The sequence below is a fragment of the Lentzea flaviverrucosa genome (assembly GCF_003350445.1).
GTDB lineage: Bacteria > Actinomycetota > Actinomycetes > Mycobacteriales > Pseudonocardiaceae > Lentzea > Lentzea californiensis.
Window position 1 is genome coordinate 19,061 of record NZ_QQAU01000003.1, and the last position, 23,765, is coordinate 42,825.

At 69.5% G+C, this 23,765-nt stretch carries 12 protein-coding genes; 6 read left to right on the forward strand and 6 right to left on the reverse strand.

All coding sequences use genetic code 11. From position 1 onward, the window contains the following. Positions 1–438: 438 nt before the first annotated feature. The 3 genes from DFR72_RS10380 to DFR72_RS10390 all read left to right on the forward strand — a co-directional run bounded on the left by DFR72_RS10380 (position 439) and on the right by DFR72_RS10390 (position 8,451). Positions 439–1,182: an alpha/beta hydrolase gene (locus DFR72_RS10380; RefSeq protein WP_090063030.1), complete on the forward strand. Its 744-nt coding sequence runs from the start codon at positions 439–441 to the stop codon at positions 1,180–1,182. 9 nt (positions 1,183–1,191) lie between these two features. Continuing rightward, positions 1,192–1,803 (forward strand): TetR/AcrR family transcriptional regulator, encoded by a 612-nt coding sequence (locus DFR72_RS10385; protein ID WP_090063028.1) that lies wholly within the window; start codon positions 1,192–1,194, stop codon positions 1,801–1,803. 192 nt (positions 1,804–1,995) lie between these two features. Continuing rightward, positions 1,996–8,451, forward strand: coding sequence for a DNRLRE domain-containing protein (locus tag DFR72_RS10390; protein WP_211335376.1), 6,456 nt, complete (start codon positions 1,996–1,998; stop codon positions 8,449–8,451). A 49-nt stretch (positions 8,452–8,500) separates the two neighbouring features. On the opposite strand, the gene DFR72_RS10395 is transcribed toward DFR72_RS10390, so the two are convergent. Next, positions 8,501–10,798, reverse strand: coding sequence for a tetratricopeptide repeat protein (locus DFR72_RS10395; protein WP_090063026.1), 2,298 nt, complete (start codon positions 10,796–10,798; stop codon positions 8,501–8,503). Between the two features lie 217 nt (positions 10,799–11,015). Between DFR72_RS10395 and DFR72_RS10400 the strand changes: the two genes are divergently transcribed. After that, a complete protein-coding gene (locus tag DFR72_RS10400) occupies positions 11,016–14,336 on the forward strand; it encodes a hypothetical protein (protein WP_090063024.1) in 3,321 nt (1,106 codons plus the stop codon). Positions 14,337–14,343: 7 nt separating this feature from the next. Here the strand turns inward: DFR72_RS10400 and DFR72_RS10405 are convergent, their stop codons facing one another. Beyond that, complete coding sequence (locus DFR72_RS10405; protein ID WP_245982758.1) at positions 14,344–15,852, reverse strand: RICIN domain-containing protein; 1,509 nt, start codon at positions 15,850–15,852, stop codon at positions 14,344–14,346. Positions 15,853–16,188: 336 nt separating this feature from the next. Here DFR72_RS10405 and DFR72_RS10410 point away from each other — a divergent pair, with 336 nt between their 5' ends. Further along, complete coding sequence (locus DFR72_RS10410) at positions 16,189–18,402, forward strand: rhamnogalacturonan lyase family protein (protein WP_425459879.1); 2,214 nt, start codon at positions 16,189–16,191, stop codon at positions 18,400–18,402. Between the two features lie 115 nt (positions 18,403–18,517). Here DFR72_RS10410 and DFR72_RS10415 read toward each other — a convergent pair whose 3' ends face one another. Beyond that, complete coding sequence (locus DFR72_RS10415) at positions 18,518–19,183, reverse strand: TetR/AcrR family transcriptional regulator (RefSeq protein WP_090063020.1); 666 nt, start codon at positions 19,181–19,183, stop codon at positions 18,518–18,520. A gap of 101 nt (positions 19,184–19,284) precedes the next feature. Here DFR72_RS10415 and DFR72_RS10420 point away from each other — a divergent pair, with 101 nt between their 5' ends. Continuing rightward, positions 19,285–20,199 carry an SDR family NAD(P)-dependent oxidoreductase gene (locus tag DFR72_RS10420; protein ID WP_090063019.1) on the forward strand — a complete coding sequence of 305 codons (915 nt, stop codon included), beginning with the start codon at positions 19,285–19,287 and terminating at the stop codon, positions 20,197–20,199. A 222-nt stretch (positions 20,200–20,421) separates the two neighbouring features. Here the strand turns inward: DFR72_RS10420 and DFR72_RS10425 are convergent, their stop codons facing one another. The 3 genes from DFR72_RS10425 to DFR72_RS10435 form a co-directional block, all read right to left on the reverse strand. Next, positions 20,422–20,853, reverse strand: a complete 432-nt coding sequence (locus DFR72_RS10425; protein WP_090063017.1) for a hypothetical protein — start codon at positions 20,851–20,853, stop codon at positions 20,422–20,424. A gap of 109 nt (positions 20,854–20,962) precedes the next feature. Then, positions 20,963–22,591, reverse strand: coding sequence for a SpoIIE family protein phosphatase (locus DFR72_RS10430; protein ID WP_170176200.1), 1,629 nt, complete (start codon positions 22,589–22,591; stop codon positions 20,963–20,965). Positions 22,592–22,860: 269 nt separating this feature from the next. Continuing rightward, on the reverse strand, positions 22,861–23,715 hold the full coding sequence (locus DFR72_RS10435; RefSeq protein ID WP_090063014.1) for a tetratricopeptide repeat protein: 855 nt from the start codon (positions 23,713–23,715) through the stop codon (positions 22,861–22,863). Between the last annotated feature and the right edge of the window lie 50 nt (positions 23,716–23,765).

Consider the following 23,765-nt stretch of genomic DNA (forward strand, 5'->3'; position numbering starts at 1 on the left):
GGGGTTGATTGCCGCCGGGCGATGTCGGTGGTCGGAATCGAGGTAGAGGCGGCGGCAATGCCAGCGGCAACTCCGGTGATTGGCTTTGCCCCGCTGGGAGCGCTCCCAGTCAGTGTTGCGCAATAGTGCTTGACTGGCAACAAAATTCACGGTTATGAACATCGAAGGCTTTGATTGCCGGGCTTGGCGCGACTTTCTGGTGACCACCCGGCTGATTCACGAATATGAATGGGTCGATGCTGAGGTCTCGCGATTTCGTGTTTCGAATCGAATGGGCCGCGCCGTTCGACTCAGGTGGTCGAATTTCGGCGAGAGCCTGCTGGAAGGGGTTTCGTCGCGGTGCCGGTGCGGCCGGACGTCGCCGCGGCCGCTGGACTAAGTGGGACATCGTCCCATATCTTTACCGGGACAGTGTCCCACTTAGTTCGGGGAGAGAACATGCCGGTGACGTACGTGCTGGTGCACGGTGCATGGCACAGCGGTCAGAGCTGGGCACGGGTCGTGCCGCGGCTGGGAGCGAGCGGCAGGCCGGTGTTCACCCCGACGCTCACCGGCTACGGCGAGACCCGGCACCTGCTGAGCCCGGACACGGGGCTCGGCACGCACACGGCCGACGTCGTGCGGCTGCTGGTCGAGGAGGACCTCCGCGACGTCGTGCTGGTCGGGCACAGCTACGCGGGCATGGTGATCTCCGCGGTGGCCAATGAGGTTCCCGAGCGGATCGCGCGGCTGGTCTACCTCGACGCCATGGTGCCGGTCCACGGGGAGAGCGCGCTCGACGCCATGCCCGTCATCCGCGGCATGATCGGCGGCGACTGGCGGATGCCCCCGCCGCCCGCGCCGTTCGGGTTGTTCGGCATCACCGATCCCGCTGACATCGCCTGGCTCCGCACGATGCTCTCCGACCAGTCCACCCGGTGCCTGGAAGAGCCTGTCGCCATGGACAACCCGGCGCTGGCCGCGATTCCCCGCACGCACATCCACTGCACGGTGAAACCGGTGGACGTCGAGTTCCGTCCCGTGCCCTCCGTGCAGCCGAACGGGGAACCCGCCGACGTGCGCGAGCTGGCGACGGGACACGACTGCATGATCACCACACCCGCGGAGCTGGCCGAGATGCTGCTCGACATCGGTGACCTGGCCGCCTCGCGGCTGTCCTCCCCGGCCGGTGCCGGTCGATAGGATGCGGTCATGAGCGACGTTCCCGGCGCCGGTGGCCCACCGCCGCGGCGTGCCGACGCGAGGCGCAACGCCGGGAACGTGCTCGAAGCCGCGGCCGCGGTGTTCGTCACCTCCGGCGTCGACGCACCGATCCGCGAGATCGCCGCCCGCGCCGGAGTGGGAACCGCGACCATCTACCGCCACTACCCGACGCGGGCCGACCTGATCGTGGCCGTCTACCGGTCGCAGGTGCAGTCGCTGTCCGAAGCGGGCCCCGCCCTGCTCGCCACCGAACCGGGCCCCCACCGGGCGTTGGCGAAGTGGATCGACCAGTTCGTCGACTTCGTCATCACCAAGCAGGGACTGGCGTCCGTGCTGCAGTCCGGCGAGTCGTGCTACGACCCGCTGCACGACTACTTCCTCGAGCATCTCGTGCCGGTGTGCACGCGACTGCTGCAGGCGGCGGCGGAAGCGGGTGAGATCGCTCCCGGCCAGGACCCCTACGAGCTGATGCGCGGTGTCGGCGGCATCTGCGCGGGCGCGCCGGCGGGCAAGGGCACCCGCTACGACGTGCGGCACCTCGTGCGACTGCTGGTCAACGGACTGCGGAGCGTCCCGGCGGGCGTCAGCGCCGGTAGCTGATCTTCGTGCGCAGTCCGATGTCCGGCTGGTTCTGGTGCCGAGTCGCCGAGGTTCACGCCATGTCGGCCACCGACGTCGGCTGAGGAACGCCGGAACCAACTGTGTAGGCGAACTGTGCAGGTTGTCGCTGTCGGCGTGGTCCACGCGCCGACAGACTGGCCGGAGCTGTCCCGATCTCTGAGTGGGGGCTCCGTGACCACGCGCTTGTCGTTGCTGCGCAAAGGAATTCTGTTGACCGCCCTGGCGGCGCTCACCTTCACCTCGGTGGAGGTGGTGGAGCCTGGACCTGTGTTGGCGGCACCGCCTGCCGCTGACAAGGGCCCGGTGGTGGCATCCAGACCGGACGTGGTGTCCGCCGCGGTCTCGGCCCGTGCGCAAGGTTCCAGGGTCGAGGTCGAGGAGCTGCGCACCGAGACCTCGACGACCTGGTCGAACCCCGACGGGACGATGACCACGGACGAGCACGTCGCGCCGGTTCGCTTCAAGGACGAGCAGGGCGCCTGGACCGCCATCGATCTGAACTGGCGCAAGAACCGGGACGGCACGGTCGCCCCGGGAGGTCACCCGCTGGGCCTCAAGCTGGGCGCCAAGACGGCGAAGACGGGTACCGCGTTCGCCGTGGCCGGGTCGGACGCCGACCGGCAGGTGGAGTGGGTGGCGCCGTGGACGCTGCCGGAACCGAAGCTCGACGGGACGAAGGCCACCTACGCCGAGGTCGAGCCCGGCGTGGACCTCGTCGTGCACAACCGCCGGTCCGGGTTCGAGTACGACTTCGTGGTCAAGCGCAGGCCGGCGGTCGCGCCGGTGTGGCGGATCCCGTTGCGGGTCAAGGGGTTGACCGTCAAGCCGCAGGCCGACGGGTCGATCGACTTCGTCGACGCCCGGAACGAGGTGCACTCCAGCATTCCCGTTCCGCTGATGTGGGACGCGACGGTGGACGAACGCAGCGGTGAGCACCTCGACCGCGCCCAGGTCGGCATCGTCGTCGAGACCGCGAAGGACGGTGCCGCGACGCTCGTGGTGAAGCCGGATCCCTTGTGGTTCAACGACGTCAAGCGGACGTTCCCGATCACGGTGGACCCGACGTACGCGGTGGGCACGGCGTACGCGAGCTTGGACACGTTCGTGCAGTCGGACTACACGACCGACCAGTCGACGTCTCCCGAGCTGAAGCTGGGCACCTACAACGGTGGCGCGGTGAAGGCGCGGTCGTTCCTCAACTTCTCCGTCGCACCGTTCAAGGGCAAGCAGATCCTCGGCGCGAACCTGTTCCTGTTCGAGACCTGGTCCTACTCGTGCACGGCCTCCTCGTTCGTCGTGAAGAGCGCGCAGACCGCCACGACCGCGGCCCGGTGGACGGCACAACCGCCGATCGGCAGCCAGTACGGCTCGTCCTCGTGGGCGAAGGGGCACGACGCGAACTGTCCCGCGGGGCGGGTGTCGGTCCCGATCACCGGTCTGGTCCAGGCGTGGTCGACGGCGTCGTACGCGACCGGTGGCATGGTGGTGATGGCGGCCAACGAGTCGGACTCGAACTCCTGGAAGAGGTTCCACTCGACCGAGGGCTCCGCCGACCCCTACATCTCCTACACCTACAACCGTCCACCGTCGGTGCCCGCGACACCGACGATCGTCAACGCCGTGCCGTACGCGGCGCCCGGAGGCAGGAGCTACCTGTACACCGCCAACCGGCGCACGTGGGTGTCGTCGAAGGGCACGGACGCAGACGGCAACAACGTGCGTTACGAGTTCGAGTTCCACAACTCCGCCACGCCGACCGCGTCAACGCTGAAGGCGACGTGTTCGAGCGCGTCGTATCCGTCGGGCACCACCGCCGGATGTCAGCCCAACGCCGATCTGCCCGACAACACGCCCGCTTACGTGCGGGCCAGGACGACGGACGGGTTCCTGCGTTCCGGATGGTCCGCGCTCTCGCTCGTGCGGGTCGGCGCCGGAGTACCCGCGGCGCCCACCATCACCTGCCCGTACGCCAACGGGTCGTGGGCCGACACACCTCCGCCGGCGAACTTCACCTGCACGATCACGGCGCCGGCCAGCGGCTACAGTGCGCCCGGCTACGTCCGGGTCACCGTTGACGGGCAACTTCGCCCGACGAACTTCACCGGCGGGGCACCGGGCCAGCTGAAGATCACGCAGGGCGCCGATCCGAACGTCGCCAAGGCAGTCATCACGATGCCGAACACGGCGGGCCTGCACACCATCAAGGCGCAGGCGGAGACTCCCGCGGGCAAGCTCTCCACCGTCACGAACCACGCGTTCGGCTACGGCGGCACCACGCTGACCAGCCCGGCGGTGAACCCGAGGACCACCACCACCGGTGGCGTCAAGGTCTCCGCCTCCGGGCCGCCCAAGGGCAGCTCCGCCACACCGACGGCCACGGTGCGCTGGCGGCTGTCGGGCTACGGCGGCAACAGCGAGGCCATCGGCTGGAACACCTCCGCGAACGCCCCGTTGACGGTCACCGACAACGGCACCGCGGGTGTGACCGTCTCCGGCACCTGGAACTCCGCCGCGGAGACGCAGGACGGTCAGCTCGACCACGACCCCGACACGGCAGGTGTCCAGCCGACCCCGTTGAACGACCGCGTGCCCGCACTCCTGGACGTCCAGGTGTGCCTGACGTACACCGGCACCACCCAATGCACCTGGTCCCAGACCAAGAGCACCGTGCTGCGCGTTCCGCACGCTTTCGGCAACGGCTATCCCACGGCTGACGCGGGACCGGGCGAGGTCGCGCTGTGGACCGGCGAGTTCCGCGCGGAGGAGACCGACTTCGAGGTCCCCGGCTACACCGGTGATCTCTCGGTCTCCCGTTCGCACTCGACGTTCGCCGGCCCGACCGACACGGTCAGCGGTGTGTTCGGCCCTGGCTGGACCGCCCAGTTCGACGGTGCCGACGCGGGCACCGGTGGCCTGCAGGTCATCGACAACACCCGGCTCGACGGCACCATCGCGCTGGTCGACAGCGGCGAGTCCACGCTGGTGTTCGAGTCGCCGAGCGGCAAGCGGAGGATGACCGCGAACCTGGAGGCCGGCACCTGGGTGGCCGCGGAGGAAGACGCCGCGCAGGCCAGGGCGAAGCTCACGGTGAGCGGTGCGGGGGCGGCGACCACCATCGCCTACACCGAGGAGGACGGGACCGTCACCACGTTCGCCACGAGTTCGGCCACCGCGCCGACAGCGACCACCGCCGCCAAGTTCCGGCCGGTGAGCATCGCCGAACAGGGTGTGCCGGGGAAGACCAGCTACAGCTACGACGGCGCGGGCCGGGTCTTCCGGATCCTGGCGCCGTCCGCACCCGGCGTGTCCTGTGCGGATGCTCAAGGGGTCTACCAGCACGTGGCCGGCTGCCGGTCGGTGCGGTTCGACTACGGGACGTCCGGCTCGGCCGCCGGCAGGATGACCGCCGCGTGGCTGGAGATCTACAACCCCGCGAAGTCGGCCATGGACACGATCAAGGTCGCGTCCTACACCTACGACTCGGCAGGACGGCTCGCGAGCGTCACCGACCCGCGCAACGACCTGACGACCGGCTACGGCTACGACTCCGCCAACCGCCTCACCTCGGTCACGCCGCCGGGGCAGGTCCCGACGCGGCTCGCCTACACCGCCGCGCCGAACGTGAAGCTCGCCGACGTCAAGCGGGACCGGCCCGCCGGCGACCCGGCCGGTGGTACGGCGACCCTGGCGAGCTTCGGTTACGACGTCCCGCTCACCGGTGCCGGCCTGCCGGACCTGTCACAGTCCTCCGTGGACAGATGGGGCCAGGAGTCCGCTCCGGTCAAGGGATTCGCGGTGTTCGGTCCCGAGCACCCGGCAGGCACCTCCGCCGGCGACTGGGAGTTCGCGCGGCTGCAGTACGCGGACGCCCAGGGCTACACGGTGAACACCGCGGAGTTCGGCGCGGGCGCGTGGCAGTACACCGCCACCGACTACAACGCCAAGGGCAACGAGGTGCGCGAGCTGGACGAGCGCGCGTTGCGGCTGATCATCGACGGTCAGCACTCGGCCGCCGACCAGCTGGCGTCGATCACCGTCTACAACCAGGACGAGACGCTGGTCACCGACAGCTACGGCCCGGTGACGACGGCGACGTTGCGGGACGGCACCTCCCAGCCGCTGCGCACCCACCGCAAGATCGAGTTCGACCAGGGCGCGCCGAACGGCGGCGTCAACCCCGCGAGTGGCCAGCCGTACCGGCTGGCCACGACCGAGACCTCGTTCGCCCACGATCCCGGCACCGGCCTGGACTTGGAGGCGGTCTCCCGGACGTTGAGCGACTACACCCCGGTGGTGCAGGGCGATCCCGACGGCTGGGCGTCCGGCCTGCCCGGCCGGACGATCACCGACGTCGACCTCGACGGCACCGCGTCCGCTCCGGACGTCGTGCGAATCTCCCGCCACGACAGTGAGAACCGAGTCGTGGAGACCCGTCAGCCCACGTCGAACGGTGCCGACGCCGGCACGCTCAAGACCGTGTTCTACACAGCCGCGGCCGATGGCACCGAATGCGGCGGCAAGCCGCAGTGGGCGGAACTCATCTGCAAGACGTTCCCCGCGGCCGCGCCGTCGTCGGGTCCGTCGCTGCCGACGACGACCAACACGGGGTTCGACTACCTCCTGTCGCCGACGGTGGTGACGGAGACCTCGGGCGCTGTCACCCGCACCAAGACGACGACCTACCTCCTGGACGGGCGGGAGTCGTCGGTCGCGACGACCGTGACCGGACTGGCCGGCTCGACGGCGAACACCCGGAAGGAGACGACCTACGACCCCGTGACGGGAGGCATCGGCACCGTCATCGCGCGCAGGACCGACGGCAGCGTCGCCTCGACCCTCACCACCACCTACGACGGCTGGGGAAGGCAGACCGGATACCAGCCGTCCGGTGACGCGATGACGACCACGGTGTACGACGCGTCCGGTTCGATCGCCACCGTCACCGACGCCAACGGCTCGACCCGCTACACCTACGACGGCACCGACGCGGCGGGCAGGACCGAGCGCCGCGGCCTGCCGACGAAGGTCGAGGTCACCACCGCGGGCTCGACCTGGACCTCGTCGGGCGCCTACGACGCGGCGGGCGCACTGGTCGTGCACCAGCTGCCCGGCGGCATCACGCAGCAGACCGAGCTGGACAACGCCGGCACCCAGATCGGGTTGAGCTACACCGGTCCCGGCGGCGGCTGGCTGTCCTGGTCGCAGGACGTGGACGTCACCGGACGGGTGGTCCGCGAGCGGACCCCGGACGGCGCGGCGTTCACCGGCCCACCCGGTGAGGAGGACCCGTCCGACGTGGGCGACGCCGTGCCGTACGACCGGGCGTATTCCTACGACGGGGCAGGCCGGCTGCTGGAGGTGCGTGACCGCACGGCGTCGACCACCGGTGCCGACGTGACCGATCCGGAGACCCTGCCGGCCTGTGTCACCCGCTCCTACTCCTTCGACCGCAACGACAACCGGCTCGGCAAGACCTCCAGGAACGCCGAGTCCGACGGTTCGTGCGCCACAACCGGCGGCACCACGACGACGCGTTCGTTCGACACCGCTGACCGCCCGGTCACCGGCTACGTCTACGACGAGCTCGGCCGGACCAGGACCCTGTCCGCGGCCGATGCACCACGACCGGCCGGCGGTGCCGTGGAGATCGGCTACTACGACGGCGACCAGACCGAGTCGATCGCGCAAGGAGGCATCACCACGTCCTTCGCACTCGATGCGGCTGACCGGCGGGTCGCCGAGTCGGTCGTGGAAGGAAGCGAGTTCAGCACGACCACCCGGCACTACACCGACAGCTCGGACAACCCGACGTGGGTGAGCTCGGGTGACTCGGCCCGCCGGTACGTCGAGCTGATGACCGACGACCTGTCGCTGATGGTCGACCAGACCGGTGCGGGATCTCTCGCGATCGCCAACCCGCACGGCGATGTGGTGTCCACTGTGGATCTGGCAACGTCGTCGTCCACCGCGACCTCGTTGAGCGGCTGGAACAACTACGACGAGTACGGCAGTCCCGACGCGACCAACGTCAACCGGACCGGTGCGGTGCAGTACGGCTGGCTGGGCACCAAGCAGCGGGCGGTGTCCGGAGCGGGGCTCACGCTGATGGGTGCGCGGCTCTACAACCCGGCGACCGGGCTGTTCCTGTCGGTCGACCCGGTGCGGGGCGGCAACACCAACGCCTACAACTACCCGGCCGATCCGGTGAACCGGGTCGACACCGACGGGAGGATCAACAAGGAGGAGCGCGGCGGCGGGTGCGGCTGCGTCAGCAAGAAGACGCTCCGGAGCAAGCTGAAGAAGGCCAAGAGCGTTCTCAAAAAGGCTGAGAAGCGCGTCAAGAAGATGTCCAGGAAGTACAAGGGCCGCTTCCAGAAGGCGTTGAAGAAGGCCGGCAAGGCGCTGCGCAGGATCAACCCGAACCGCATCGATCCGGGCCGGGCCATCACCTGCCTCGGCGGCATCCTCGCTCTGATCTCGTTCATCGTCGTCATCTGGGTGACAGCGCCGGCGATCGGATGGGGTCTGTTGCCCCTGTGGGGCGTCGTCACCGGGATCATGGCGTACATCATCGGCGCGGTCGTGACCTGCTTCCCCTATCGCGGAACCAGGGGAGGCAAGGACTGACGCTCTTCTGACCGCGCGAGGCCCACCTTCCGGGTGGGCCTCGCGCGGTTCACGTCCCGGACGTCCCCTGCGAATCGCCATCACAGTTCGTCGCGGCTGTTTCGGACAGGCGCAGCAGTTCGGTCACCTTCTGCTCCCGCACCGAGTCGCCGTACCGGGACATCAAGGTGAGCGCGTCGGTCAGCACCTCGCGCGCCGTCTCGGGCTGACCTGCCTGGAGCAGGGTTTCGCCGAGGTCGACCATCGTGTTCGCTTCCCCCGGTGCGTCGGCGATTCGCCGCCACTCCGCGGCGCTGCGCCGGAGCGTCTCCACCGCCTCGGGGAAGCGCTCTTCCGCGCGGTACGCCAAACCCAGCACTACAAGTGCATATGCCAGGCCGTGGGTGTCGTCGCCGAGGGGTTCGAGGACGTCGAGTGCTGCGGCGAGGTACCGGTGCTGGGTCTGGCGCTCGCCTGCCTGCCCGTGCAGCTCGGCGAGGTTGACCAGGGTGATGCCGTGCGTCCAGCTCCGTTCGCCGAGTTCGACGTGCAGCGCGAGGGCACGTTCACCGAACTCGATGGCCTGGCGGACCGCGCCGCCCAGGTTGAACGCGTAGCAGGCGTTGTTCAGCGCCGTTGCCGTCATGTGGTCGTTGCCGTGCTCTTCGAACAGCGCGATGCTCTCGCGAACGTGCCCCTGTGCTGCGCGGTGATCACCGTTGCCGCGCAGGGCCGACTCGGCCTCAGCGACACCGAGGTCGCTGAGGAGGTACGCGCGCACCAGCCCGTCGGCGGGATGTTCGAGCGCCGCCTTGCACACCAGCTGCCAGTCCCGCCAGAAGCCGCGGGAACGGTAGAACTCGAACAACCCCAGGGCGAGGATCGCGATCGTCTCCCTGCCCGTCTTGGTTGCGGCGGCCTGAGTGACGGCCGCGAGGACGTGTGCACGCTCGACCTCCAGCCACGCCATCGCGGCACCCGCGTCGGAGAAGTCCGGTGTACGAGCAATGCCCGTCGCGGCAACGGTGTCCGGCGCCATGGCCAGCCGGGGCGAGCCGCGGCTGGCCATGGCGAGCCCACACCACGCGACCGCGCTGTAGAGCCCGAGCACCCTCGTCAGCGCCCCCGACCGCTCCGGCCCCGCCATGCCGGCCCCGAACACTCGCAGCAGGTCGTGCAGCCGGTACCGGCCCGACGACGGCGCCTCGAGCAGGCAGGCGGCCGTCAACCGTTCGAGCAGCCGTTCGGTCTCCTGCTCACCGAGATCGAGCAGACGGGCCGCGACCGTGACGGACAGATCCGGCAAGTCGGGCCAGGCGAGCAGTGGGTATGCCGCGGCGGCCTTGCGGTCGGCCGGGGCCTCGCTGCCGGCCAGCACGTCGATCGACTGCGCGAAGCACACCCGCACCCCGTCGAGTTCGTCCAGCCTGCGGCTCGCGTCGGCCAGCCGGTCCGCCAGTGCCGACACGGTCCAGGCGGGCCTGGTCGCGAGTCGTGCGCCCGCGAGCCGCACCGCGAGCGGCAGACGGCCGCAGCGCCGCACGACCTCGGCGGCCGCCTCCGGTTCGGCCGCGACCCGATCGGCTCCCGCCGTGACTGCCAGCAGCTCGACCGCATCGGCCGGTGCGAGCACGTCCAGCTGCACCTGCAGCGCCTGCCCGGCGAGCAGTGCCCGCCGGCTCGTGACGATCGCCGCCGCGCCCGCCGTCCCCGGCAGCAGCGGCGTCACCTGCTCCGCGTCCGCGGCGTTGTCCAGCACCAGCAACATCCGCCGCCCGGCGAGCTCCGTCCGCAGCCGCGCCGCCGCCTCGTCGACCGTCGCGGGCACGTCCACGCCCGCCGGCCCGAGCGCGCGCAGGAACACTCCCAGCGCCTCCAGCGGTGCGACGGGTGCCCGGTCCCCGTGCCCGCGCAGGTCGAGGTACAGCTGTCCGTCGGGGAAGTCGGCGGCGACCCGGTGCCCGACGTGAACGGCCAGCGAGGTCTTGCCCACCCCGCCCATGCCGTTGATGGCCACCACCGCGGCCGTCCTGTGCGAACGCAGTGTGGCCGCCAGCAGTTCGGCCTGCTCGGCACGCCCGGTGAAGTGCGCGACGTCGGCAGGCAGCTGGTGCGGCGTGGACGCGTTCCGGCGTCTTGGCGTGCCTTTGCGCGACGCCGCCGCGTCGAACGCCTCCCGCGCGGCTCCCGTCAGCCCGAACGCCCCGGACAGCCGGTCCACCGTGGCGGCCTGCGGATATCTGCGGTCGCCGCGTTCCAGCGCACCGATCGCCTGCTCACTGAGCTGGGCCTTCTCCGCGAGCGCCTGCTGTGTCAGCCCCAGCGCGATCCGGTGCTCGCGCAACAACTCCCCGAACGTCCCACCCATTTCCGCTCCCCTTGGGCGCCGCAGTTCGTCGATGATCGCATCAACCGCGTCCCACGACCTGAGGATCGCATCGCGACCTCGCAGCCCCTTGCCCACCGGCGATTCCACCGCGGGTGGCGTGAACGCCGATCCGTGAAACGCGTTTGGTGCCAAAGGCGATCAGCTTCTCATGCGGCGTGGTCGACCGGGTGACGGATCCGGTGAGAGATGTCCTCGGGTGAAGAACACGATCAAGGGTTCGGTGAACGGCACCGCCGTGCAGACCGGCGTGGTCGAGGGGGACCTCGTCATCACGACGGGGCAGTCCGGTTCCGGTCCGTCGTGGGTCGTGACCGTCGCGGTCGCGTCGGCGGTCGCGGTCGTGTGGGCCGTCGCGGGCGGCGGATCCGGTGGCTGGCTCGTGGGTGCCGGACTGGCGGGACTGCTGGTCGCGGCCTGTGGTGCGGCGTGGGCGTTCCGTGCGGCGCGCACGTCGCCGTCGATCGAGGAACGCCTGGCCGAACTGCGGGAGGTGGTGACGGAGCAGTGGGAGGACGAGGTGACCGCGCGCGGCCTGGCAGGGCCCCGGCCGTTGCGGCTGAGGTGGCGGCCGACCGAACGCCGCGCCCAGGCCGGTTCGTTGCCGGAGTCGGCGCCGCTGGCCGGGGCCTTGGTGCACGACACCAGCGACAAGAGCCCGGTGGCGCACCAGCTGGCAGCCCAGTTCCTGGACGGACCGCACGACCAGCTGGTGGTGCTGGGGGAACCGGGTGCGGGGAAGACGACGCTGGCCGTGCTGTTCACCATCGCGGCCGCCGCCCACGACCGCGTGCCGGTGCTGCTCCCGGTGGCGGGCTGGCAGCCACACGACCCGTCGACCGGCGCGGGCGAGCACGTCGAACACTGGATCGCCCGCCGTCTGGCCGCCGACTACGGGTCGCTCGTGCACGGCGTGCCGTTGAGCCGGCTGCTGCCCGTGCTGGACGGCCTCGACGAGATGTCGGAGAACTCGCTGGGCAAGGCGCTGACGGACCTGGAACGCGTGGCCGGGCTCGGCCTGCGAATGGTGATCACCTGCCGCGGCGAGGAGTTCGAGGAGGCGGTCGCGGAGAGCCGTGTCCTGACGCACGCCGCCGTCGTCGACGTCGAACGGATCCGCCCCGAGGACGCCCGGGTCTACCTGACCCAGGCCGAACTGGAGGAAGCCGGGCCCGGCCGCTGGCAGGCCGTCACGCGCTCGCTGACCGACGACCCCGGCGGACCGGTGGCCACCGCCCTGTCCACCCCGCTGATGATCAGCCTGGCCCGGCGTGTCTACCAGCGGCCCCGGGAGGACCCGGAAGAGCTGACCCGGCTGGGCACCAAGGAACAGGTCGAGCACCACCTGCTGGAGCAGTTCCTGGTCACGGCCTACCCGCGCGACCAGGACCGCGACCGCGCGCGGCGCTGGCTGTCGTTCCTCGCCGTTCACCTCCGCGACCGCGTGGGCGGCACCGAACTGGAGTGGTGGCGCATCGCCCGCGCGGTCCCGCCGTTCGTGTTCACGCTCTTGATCACCGCGATGATCACTGTGTCGGGGGCGGCGCTCTCCGTCACGTTGTGGGGGCTGCTGGGCGATCCAGGCGACGACCTGATCGAATATGCCTTCGGTGGCGCGGTCATGGGTCTGCCGGTCGGCCTGGTGGCCGGTTTGAACGTCGCCCGTGCGGCCCACACCTCGCCCTCTCCCTCGCGGCGTCACGTCGCGATGATCGCCGCCGCCGGTGTGGGACGAGATCTCGCGGTCATGGTGTCGATCGTCTGCGGTGCGGCGCTGGTAGTGCTCCTGGGGGCCTACGCGGTGGCGGGGCCCGCGACGACCGGGTTCGTCATCGGCCTCCGCGAATCGGCTCGTACCCTGTCCCTCGCCGGGGACTTCGTGCCCAACGTGGTGGTCATCTCGGTGGCGATCCTCGGGGTGGCCACCCTGACCAACGGCGTTGTCGCGGGACGTGACGGCACCCCGCACAGGAGTTCCCCCAGTGTGCGCGGACTGTTCCTGCACCTGCCGGTCGGGGTGTTCGCCGGTCTGATCATCGGCTCGCCCTGGCTCATCATGGTCGGCGCCTGGCAGGTGAACCAGAGCGTGATGCTGTGGCTGGTCACGGCGGCGACGGTCGGCGTGCCGCTGGCGCTCGGGCGCTGGCTCGCCGCTCCGGCACCGTGGAGCACCGCGCCTTCCCCGCTCTCGGTGCTGCGCACCGATCGCACGGCGACACTGCTGACCGCGGTGGTGACGGGCGTCTGCGGCGGCTTGGCGACCGCTGCGGCGGTAGCTTTCCCCTCGGACTCCGACGAGCGTGTCGCTGAGGCGGCAGTGGCCGCTGTCATCGCCGTCCCGGTGATCAGCATCGTGGTGTTGTTCGGGACGGGTACGGCCTGGTCGGTCTACACGGTCGCGCGCCTCTGGCTCGCCGTGCGAGGTCGCCTGCCGTGGCGCCTGATGCGGTTCCTGGGCGAGGCCCACGAGAAGGGAGTCCTGCGCAGCGCCGGGCCCTCCTACGAGTTGCGCCACGACCTGCTCCGCGGCTACCTGGCCGACAGGTGGCGAGGTACCCGCCCCGCTGCTCCGGGCCGCACGCGCCTGGTACGCAGGCATCCAGCGGTCGTCGCCGTCGCGACGACCGGTCTGCTGCTCGTCTCCGTCGTTGTGGTGGAGGCGCAGAGCCCGCTCCGCCGGATCTTCGACACCAGCGAGTTCCGCGACGTCGACGCGATCTCGTTCAGCGGTGACGGCAAGAAGGTGCTCGTCCACACCAGATCGAGGATGACGGTGCTGGAGGTGGATTCGGGCAGGTCGAGTGAGCTGACCGAGATCCCGGGATTCGGGAACGTCATCGGGATCGACCGCGACGGCACAACATGCACCTTCTACGGAACCCTTCTTGTGCGACGCCGATGTACCTCGGAGCACGGCTGGGACCACGCCGCGAGGATCCCGGCCCCGGTGCGCCCAGTCGCGCTGAGCCCGAACGGCACCACCTTGGTACTGGTCGAACCCGACGGACATCTCGCTTGTGTGGACACGGTGACGCTGAAGGGCAAGTACGTCGCCAGAAGTGATGCGGTGGTGATCGGAGGGGCGTTCAGCTCTGACAGCAACGTCGTTGCTCTCGTGGGAGAGGACAGGTCCATTCTGGTATCGGGTGAGGACGGGTCGCGGCAGTGGAAGACGACGAGTCCTGATGGGCGACTCTCCGGGCTTGCTGTCGCCGGCAACGGAGAGCACGTTGCGATAGTCGAATCTCTCGAAGTGGTTCACCTGCTGCACAAGGACGGTACCCATCGAACACTGGCCGGTACCCAAGCGGCTTTCAGCCCTGACAGCGAAGTCCTGGCGGTGGCCGGGATCGCGGGCGGCATCACCTTCTGGTCCGCGGAAACCGGGCAGCTCCTCGAGACGGTGGGTACCGGCGACATCCCGGTGTTCGACCTCGCCTTCAGTCCCGACGGCAGCACCCTCGCCACCGCCGGGGACCGCGGAAGGGTGCTGCTCTGGGACGTGCCGGCGCGTCCGTGATCGGCTGTCAGCTCGCTGAGCGTGACCACTGCTGGTTCGTGCCGGTGTTGCAGGCGTACTGCTTGAGGACCGCTCCGTCCACAGTGGAAGCGGCCGGCACGTCGACGCACTTGGAGCTGTGCCGCGCCCGGAGTTGGAAGTAGCTGCCGTTGGCGACCATCTGGAACTGCTGGTTGGTGCCGCTGCCGCAGGTGTACTGGATGAGCTCGGCGCCGTCGCCGGTGGAGGCGCTCGCGACGTCGAGGCACTTGCCGCTGTGGCGGCTGACGACGCGCCAGTAGCCGCTGCCGGCGTCCCGGAACTCCCACTGCTGCCAGGCGTTGCCGCTGTAGGTGTACTGGCCGACACGCGCGCCGTTGTCGGTGTTCGGCTGTTGGACGTCCATGGCCTTGCCGCTGTGGCGCGCGGTGATCCGGTAGAACGTCTCCGCGGGCGGGTTCGTGCCGTCGCCCCAGGCGTACCGGAGCCGGTCGGCGCCGGAGGCGTTGCGGATGGTCAGGTCCAGGTTCGTGCCGCTGCCGCTCAAGGAGTACATCGAGTAGTGGTCGTAGCCGATGTCGCCGGGCTTGCCGCCGATGGCCGGCCAGTAGGTGCCGCCCATCCGGTTGTCGCGCATGACCTGGGCCATGGCGCGGATGTGGCGCACGAAGTTGTTGCTGCTGTTCGCGTCGCTGTAGTCGAGGCCGGTGGACATGGGCGCGCCGAACTCGGTGGCGACGGCGCGGGAGGCGCAGTTGCCCAGCCGCGTCTGGATGTGGCTGCGGAACTGGTCGTACGTCATCGCGCCGTAGAAGAAGGCGTAGTGGTGGAAGGACAGCAGCGTCGAGTTGAAGCGGCTGTCGTTGCAGACGTCGCGCAGGTCCTGGCTGTAGCCGATGCCGCCGATGAGCACCCTGGAGGGCACCGCCGAGGTGTGGTAGCCGAGCCAGTTCGCGGCGACGTTGCGCCAGTCCGCCGAGCTGTAGCCGACCGGCTCGTTCATCGGCTCGAAGTAGACGTTGCCGTTCGAACCGTAGGTGTTCGTCACGCTGGACCACATGCTGTTCCACGCGGCCATGTTCGTGATCTTGCCGTTGGACGCGGCGCCGTCCTCCCAGTAGGCGAGGATGACCTTGAACCCGCGTTCGGTGGCGGCGTCGACGGCGCCCCGGTAGGCGTTCCACCAGGTCGTGTTGGCCACGGTGTGGGTGTTGATGGGCAACCGGACGGTGTTGACCCCCAAGGTGGAGGCCATGTCGTCGTAGAGGGCGTTGGCCTTGGCCCGCACGGTGGCGTTGCTGTCGGACTGGCTCAGGCCCTGCACGACGAGCGTGGTGGTGCTGAAGTTGTCGCCCAGCACGGCCCAGTTCACACCGCGGAACTGGCTGGTGGCGGCATCGGCCGGGGGAGTGGTGACGACCAGGCTCAGCGATGCGGTGAGCGCGGCCACCGCCAGGGTGATCAGTGATCGGCGCGACGACCGGGTGCTCCGCGATGCTCCTGGCCGATGACGGTCGTGCGCCATGATCACTGTCATCAGATGTCCAATCGCCGTGCCGTGCGCGCTGCCTGGATGAGGATCGCGGACACCTCGTCAGTCGTCCACTGCTGTCCGTCGAACCGTCGAAGCGTTCGACGGCGGAGGCGACGGCTCGGCCTGGCCTCGTGCCCGGAACAGCCGGGCCCGACCGTGCGCTGCACGCCTTCCGACGTGCGACGACGAAGATCTACTTGATGCACTGCAAGGTGGAAAGCGCTTACCGACCGTCGTCGAATGAATCGTTTCAATCATTGACCGGTCCCGGTGTGCGGTGTTGTCATGGAGGCGCGACAGATCTGGGAGCGTTCCCAGAAATCGGATGAAGGAGCAATGGTGCTCAGCAACGTTGGCGCGCGCGCACTCGCCGTGGGAACGGCGCTCTGCGTGGTTGCAGGTGGCTTCGCGGCCGCGGGGATGGCTTCGGCCGCTCCCGGCTGCGAGGTCGACTACCTGGTGCAGAACAAGTGGCAGGGCGGGTTCTCCGCCAACGTCACGATCAAGAACCTCGGTGATCCGGTCGATGGTTGGAGGCTTGCGTGGACATTTCCGGGTTCTGAGCGTTACGGCGAGGGCTGGAACGCCACGTTCGCGCCGTCCGGTGCGGACGTGGTGGCGTCCAATGTGGACTGGAATCGAGCGATTCCCACTGGTGGGAACGTGTCGTTCGGGTTCAACGGAACGGCGTCTGGATCCGACGTCGGTGAACCGGATGCCTTCACGCTCAACGGGGTCCTGTGCACTGGCGGTGTGGTGCCGACGACCACCACGACCACGACCACGACGACGAGCCCGGATCCAGGCCCGGAACCGGGTGACCCGACCGGGCGCAAGCAGGTCGAACGGCTGGACCGCGGTGTGGTCAGCGTGCGGTCGGGCAGCGGGAACCTGGTCAGCTGGCGGTTGCTCGCCGGGGACGCGCGGGACACCGGGTTCAACGTCTACCGCGGCGGGGCGAAGCTCAACCCGGCACCGATCACGGCGTCCACGAACTACCTCGACGCCGGTGGCCCTTCCGGTGCGTCGTACACCGTGCGAGCGGTGGTCAACGGCGCCGAGCAACCGGCTTCGCCGGCGTCGTTGTCGTTCGGAGCGGGCTATCTGGACGTGCCGATCTCCCCGCCGGGCAGCGCGTACACCGCGAACGACGCGAGTGTGGGCGACGCGGACGGCGACGGCCAGTACGAGATCTTCCTGAAGTGGTATCCGAACAACGCCAAGGACAACGCGCAGGCCGGTGTCACCGACAACACCTTCATCGACGCCTACCGTCTCGACGGCACCCGGTTGTGGCGCATCGACCTGGGCCGCAACATCCGCTCCGGCGCGCACTACACCCAGTTCCAGGTCTACGACTACGACGGTGACGGCCGTGCCGAGATCGCGATGAAGACCGCCGACGGCACCCGCGACGGGCGGGGAACGGTCATCGGCAACGCCTCGGCCGACCACCGCAACGGCGACGGTTACGTGCTGGCCGGCCCGGAGTTCCTGACGATGTTCAGCGGCCTCACCGGCGCCGCGCTGTCCACTGTGAACTACGACCCGCCACGCGGGAACGTGGCGTCGTGGGGTGACAGCTACGGCAACCGCGTCGACCGGTTCCTCGCGGGTACCGCCTACCTCGACGGTGCTCGCCCGTCGCTGATCATGGCTCGCGGCTACTACACCCGCGCGGTGATCGCGGCGTGGGACTTCCGCGACGGCCGGCTGGTGAAGCGGTGGACGTTCGACTCGACCGCCTCCGGCAACGGAACCTATGCGGGACAGGGCAACCACTCGCTGACCGTCGGTGACGTGGACGCCGACGGCCGCGACGAGATCGTCTACGGCGCGGCGGTCGTGGACGACGACGGCCGCGGTCTGTGGAACACCCGCTTCGGTCACGGTGACGCGGCCCACCTGGGTGATCTCGACCCGTCCCGGCCGGGCCTCGAGTACTACAAGGTGTCCGAGAACGGCAGCCAGCCAGGTTCGTGGTTCGCGGACGCGCGTACCGGTCAGGTCCTCTGGCGGACCGCGCCGGCGGGCGACAACGGCCGCGGTGTGTCCGGTGACGTCCACGCCGGCAGCCCCGGCGCCGAGTCGTGGTCGAGCGCGGACAGCCAGCTGCGCAACACCAGGGGGGAGACGGTCGGCCGCAAGCCGTCGTCGGCGAACTTCCTGATCTGGTGGGACGGCGACCCCACCCGCGAACTGCTCGACGGCACCCACGTCGACAAGTACGGCACCGGCGGTGACACCCGCCTGCTCACCGGATCGAACGTGCACTCCAACAACGGCACCAAGTCCAACCCCTCGCTGTCCGGCGACATCCTCGGAGACTGGCGCGAGGAGGTCATCTGGCCGACCAGCGACAACCGGGCGCTGCGGATCTACAGCACTCCGAACCAGACCGACCGCCGCATCCCGACGCTGATGCACGACCCGATGTACCGGGCCGCGATCGCCTGGCAGAACACCGCCTACAACCAGCCGCCACACCCGAGCTTCCACATCGGCAGCGGCATGGTCACCCCGCCGTGGCCGGACGTCCACTACGCGAAGTGACCTGAGCGCAGGTCGAGGAAGTCCTCATCCGCCGTGTCGATCTGACCCGGCTCGAACGAAGGGCCGGTTCGCGAGGTTCGCCCTCCCGGACCGGCCCTCCGTCGCGCTGCTGGGCTCAGGAGCGTGGCAGCATGCCCACGAGCGCTGTCATGATCGCGCGCTGCAGGGCTGTCCGCAGGTCGATGCGGTGGACCGCCAGGGCCGGCTCGGACTCGTAGACGGCGAGCAGGCTCGGTGGCGGTGAGGTGTAGGCGGACAGCGCGCCGGCCGTCAGCAGAACGGTCAGGCAGAACTCTTCGGCCTGGTCGCCGACCTCGGGCAGGAACCGCCGGACGAGGCCGGCCATCACCGCGAGGTTGCCCAGCGAGGCATGTTTGTGCCGGCGGACCACCTCGACCGAGACGTTGTGCTCGAGCACTCCGCCCTGCGCGCCGTAGAGGTCGCAGAGCGCCGTCTGGGCGGCCAGCGACCGGCCGAGCACGTCAGCCGTCTGCCCGGCCCGTTCCACCGCTTTTCGGTCCAGGTCGACGGCGTGGGCCAGCTCCTGCTCCAGCGCGGTCAGCCAGGTCGCCGTCCGGTCGTCCATCAGGTCGAGCAGTACCGCCTCGCGGGACTCGAAGTAGCGCAGCACCGCCGTCTTGGCCAGGCCGACCCGCCGGCTCAGCTCGTTCAGGGTCACCTCGGCCACCGGCATCTCGTCGAGCATCGCCGAGGCCGTCTCCAGGATCGCCCTGCGCCGGACCTCCCGCTGCTCTTCGGTGCGCGCCCGCTGGAACGTCATGACCTCGATCCTAGCTTGGGTACCGCCGGTACCTTGACAGTGTACCGGCGGTACATTAACGTTCGGATCATAAGTTACCGGCGGTACATTAGGAGTTCGCAATGAAGTGGACCGAGCAGCAGATCCCGCGCCAGGACGGCAGGGTGGCCGTGATCACCGGCGCCAACACCGGACTGGGCTTCGAGACCGCGCGGCGGCTCGCCGAACGCGGCGCGTCGGTCGTGCTGGCCGTGCGCGACACCGAGAAGGGGGAACTGGCCGCCGCCCGGATCAACGGTGACGTCTCCGTGTGGGAGCTGGACCTGACCTCGCTGGAATCGGTGCGCGCCGCCGCGGCCGGCCTGCGCGCCACCCACCCGAGGATCGACCTGCTGATCAACAACGCCGGCGTGATGTACACCCCGAAGCAGACCACCCGTGACGGCTTCGAGATGCAGTTCGGCACCAACCACCTGGGCCACTTCGCGCTCACCGGCCTGCTGCTCGACCTCCTGCTGCCGGTGCCCGGCTCCAGGGTGGTCACGGTCAGCAGCACGGGTCACCGCATCAACGCCGCCATCCACTTCGACGACCTGCAGTGGGAGCGTTCCTACAGCCGGTCCGGCGCCTACGGCCAGTCGAAGCTCGCCAACCTGATGTTCACCTACGAGCTGCAACGCCGGCTGGCCGCGCACGGCACCACCGTCGCGGTGGCCGCACATCCCGGCATCTCCAACACCGAACTGGCCCGCAACACCCTGCCGGTCGCCCGCCGGGTGATCACCTGGCTTGCTCCGGTGATGACCCAGCCCGCGACGGCGGGCGCGCTTCCCACCCTGCGGGCCGCCACCGACCCGTCCGTCCTCGGCGGGCAGTACTACGGGCCCGACGGTCTGGCCGAGCGACGCGGCCACCCGAGGCTGGTCGCCTCCAGCTCCGACTCCTACGACCTGACCGTGCAGCAACGTCTTTGGGCCGTCTCGGAAGACCTCACCGGCGTGCGGTTCCCGGTAGGTCAGGTAGTCGCCACGGCGTGAGCTGTCCGCCGAGGAGACGTCGCTCCTGTTCTCGGCGGCGAGAAGCGGCCTGGTGGAGGCCGACCACGACGACGACCTGCACCGCCCAGGCGACACCCGGCAGCAGACCGGCCCGGAGCCGGCTCATCGTCGCGAGCAGGCGGTCCGTTCCTCGCGGTGCGGGACCAGGACGTCTGGTTCCGCACCGCGAAGGGGTGGCTCACCCGAGTGCGTCGGCCACGGCTACTTGTCGCAGTTGGCGCTGGGGCGGCAGGGCTTGCTCACGAGCAGCTTCCCCGTCTCGTCGACGAGGTCGAGCCGGACGATCGCGGCGCCGCCCGGAACGTTGACGGGCAGGCTGATGGTGCCGCTGATCGTGCCGTTGCACACCCGCGGCGTCCACCCCGGCTGGTGCCCGACGCCGTTCCTGTCGAAGGGGTAGGCCTTGAGCTGACGGCAGTAGCTGGCATGGAGCGTCACGTCGACGTCGACCGAACGTTGGTGCCACCGCAGGGTGCCGTAGGCGTAGCTGGCTCCGTACTCGAGCCTGAACTTGGTGCTGGGGTCCGCCGCGTGCGCGGACGGCGCGACGAAGACCGTCGCCACGATCGCCGCTGCGGCGACGACCGCCTGGACGCCCTGTCGCGTGCTACGGCGGGTGAGGTTCTTGAGCACGGCCGATGTTCTCCTTCGCTGATCGGCATCTGGCTCACGAGGTCTACACCGTTCGGGTTGTCAGGCGCCGGGAGCGCGGCCGCCTTACAACAACGACCTGACAACCTGGTCAGCCCGCACACGGCGGTCTGTGGCGCAGGGCGAGCACGCAGACGTCGTCGCGGCCCCGGTCGGGCGCGGCGGCGTTGATCACCGTCGGCACGAGGTGCTCGAGGCGCTCGGGCAGATGCGGCGCTGTCACGGCGGCGCACAAGGCCTGGATGCTCGTGTCGATGTCGGTGTCGTGGTGTTCGACCAGCCCGTCGGTGTAGACGAACAGCGCGTCACCTGGGCTCAGCGACGCCTCGAACGCGAGGTACTCGGCGTGCGGCGCGGCTCCCGTGATCAGCCCGTGCCGGTGTGCCAGGGGACGGGCTGTGCCGTCGTGCACCAGCAGTGGGTGGGGATGGCCTGCGTTGGCGTAGCAGAAAGTGCCGTCCCAAGGGGTGTACACGCCGTAGAACACCGTGGTCATCGTCATGTCGTCGCACGAGCAGACGAGCCGGTTCAGCTCACGTAGAACGCGGTCGGGGTGCGGGTCCTGCATCGCGAAGGCGCGCAGGGCACTGCGGACGCTGCCCATGGTCACCGCGGCCTCCACGTCGTGCCCGATCACGTCGCCGACCGCGATCGCGAGCCTGCCGTCCGGCAGGGGGAACGCGTCGTAGAAGTCGCCGCCCACCCCGGCCGCGCTGTCCGCGGGCTGGTAGGCCGCGGACAGCTCCACGCCCTCGACGTCGGGAAGACTCGGCGGCAGCAAAGCTCGTTGCAGCTGCAGCACGACCTGCCGCTCGTCCTTCAGCTGCTCGGTCATCTCGTCGGCCCGCACCTCGGCCGCCCGCGCGGTGGCTTCGGCGGTCCGGCGAGCGGTGCGGTCGACGCACATCCCGCGTAGCGCCACCACCGTGCCGGCAACGTCCGCGACCGGCTCGGCGATCGACGTGACCACGATCATCCGCCCGTCGGGCGTGCACAACCGGTACTCCACCTCCAACACCGGTGACTGCATGGTCAGGCCGCTGAACGAGGCGCGGGCCACCTCGGTGTCCTGCGGGTGCACCAGCGCGAGGACTTCCTCGACGGTGTTCGGCGACTGGGTCACGCCGGCGATGCGGCAGAGGTTCACCGACCACGCGACGCGTCCGGTCCGCAGGTCGATCTCCCACGACCCGGTGCCGCCGGCTCGTTGCGCCCGGTCCAGCCGATCGGTCCATTCGGCGTGCAGGCGCATCCCCTCGAGTTCGGCGACCTCGTGGGACTCGGTGACGTCCCGGACCGCGACCACGGCGGCGACCACCTGGTCGTCGCGGTCGCACAAGGGGAACAGGGTGAGCTGGAAGTGTTTGGTGCCGTCGCCGGCGTCGTCGTGCGTCTCGATGTCGCGGTGTACGGCGCCGGTGTTGAGCACGTCGACGACGAGGGGCTCCACCGTTGCCCTGTACGCAGGTGGAACGATGTCGCCGATCGTCCGCCCGGCGAACTGGCGCGAGGCCGCGCCGTGCACCAGTACGAACGCCGGATTGACGTAGAGGACCTGCATCTGTTCGCCCACGACCGCGAAGCCCACGGGCGCTCGTTCGAGCACCGAGGTGATCTCCGGGAGCGATCCACCTGAACCTGCGAGACCACGTGCCAGTTCGATGCTGCCCACCGGCGCGCCATCGAGGAACTTCGAGGCATTCCCATCCACGGACCACATTGCTGCTCGTTCCTCCTGTCTCACCACACAGGCCTGACTCCAACTCCTTGTCATGGCACTACTTCCGGACATCTCAGTACCCGATAGAGGGCCCACGTAAACACAGGTGTACGCCGACGGCGGCAGCGCTGCCGTCCTCAGAGGATGGGAAAACCAGATCTCAAAACCGGGCGAGCAGTGCGACCGCACCACTGACAGCGGGCCGCGAAAACTGCTCAGCGACCCGGCCAGAGGCCAGGTCGCTGTCGTCGTCGTCCGCCGTCGGACCTCTACGGATCGGTGACGAGCTCGAACTCGGTGTCCAGCAGCCGTCGTGCGTCGATGTCGCCCCACGAGGCGGCGCGTTCGAGCACGTCGGCGGCGTCGTCCGCGTCGCCGTGCTCGAGCAGGAACGCACCGAGGTGGTATCCGGCGGCGGGCTCGCCGATCTCGTCGGCCAGCCGGTACTCGCGCTCGGCGGCCACAGCGTCGTTCCGGTGGTGGTGCAGGAACTTGGCGTAGTCGATGTGCGCCTGCTGCGCGTCCAGGTCGATGGCCGTGCGCAGCAGGCGCTCGGCCTCGTCCAGGCGCCCGAGCTCGGCGTAGACCTCGGCGAGCGCGCAGTAGGTCGTCGGCCTGGCCTGGTCGAGGTGCTGCTCGGCGACGGCGAGCGCGCTGGCGACGTCAAGCCGGTCGTGCAGGTGCGTACGGGCCAGATTCGCCGGCGCCAGCGTGTCGCCCAGCTCGACCGCACGCTCGAACATCCCCACCGCCTCGTCGAAGCGGCCCTGCTCGGCCAGGAACAACGCGAAGTTGTTCATCGCCTTGCTGTCACCCGAGGCCACGGCCACCAGGTACGCGCGCTCGGCGTCCTGGGGCAGGTCGAGGTCGGCGAGCACGTCGGCCAGCACGTCCGCGAGATCGTCGCGTCCCGTCTCGACCAGGGGAACCAGCAGTTCCTGTGCCTCGATCAGCCGGCCCTGGTCGAGGTATCCGCGGGCGAGCAACCGGGCGGCAGCGGGTTCACCCGCCGCGACAGCCTCTTCGAGCACTTCGATCGCCCGCTCGTGCGGCGCCTGGTCGGTGTTGTTGTCGAGCATCTCAGAGCCATGACGGCTCAACGGGCCTAAGACAGGCTCACTCATCAGGTCACCCTCAATCTGTGTGAAGGCTAGCCCATGTGCGCTTTGAACCA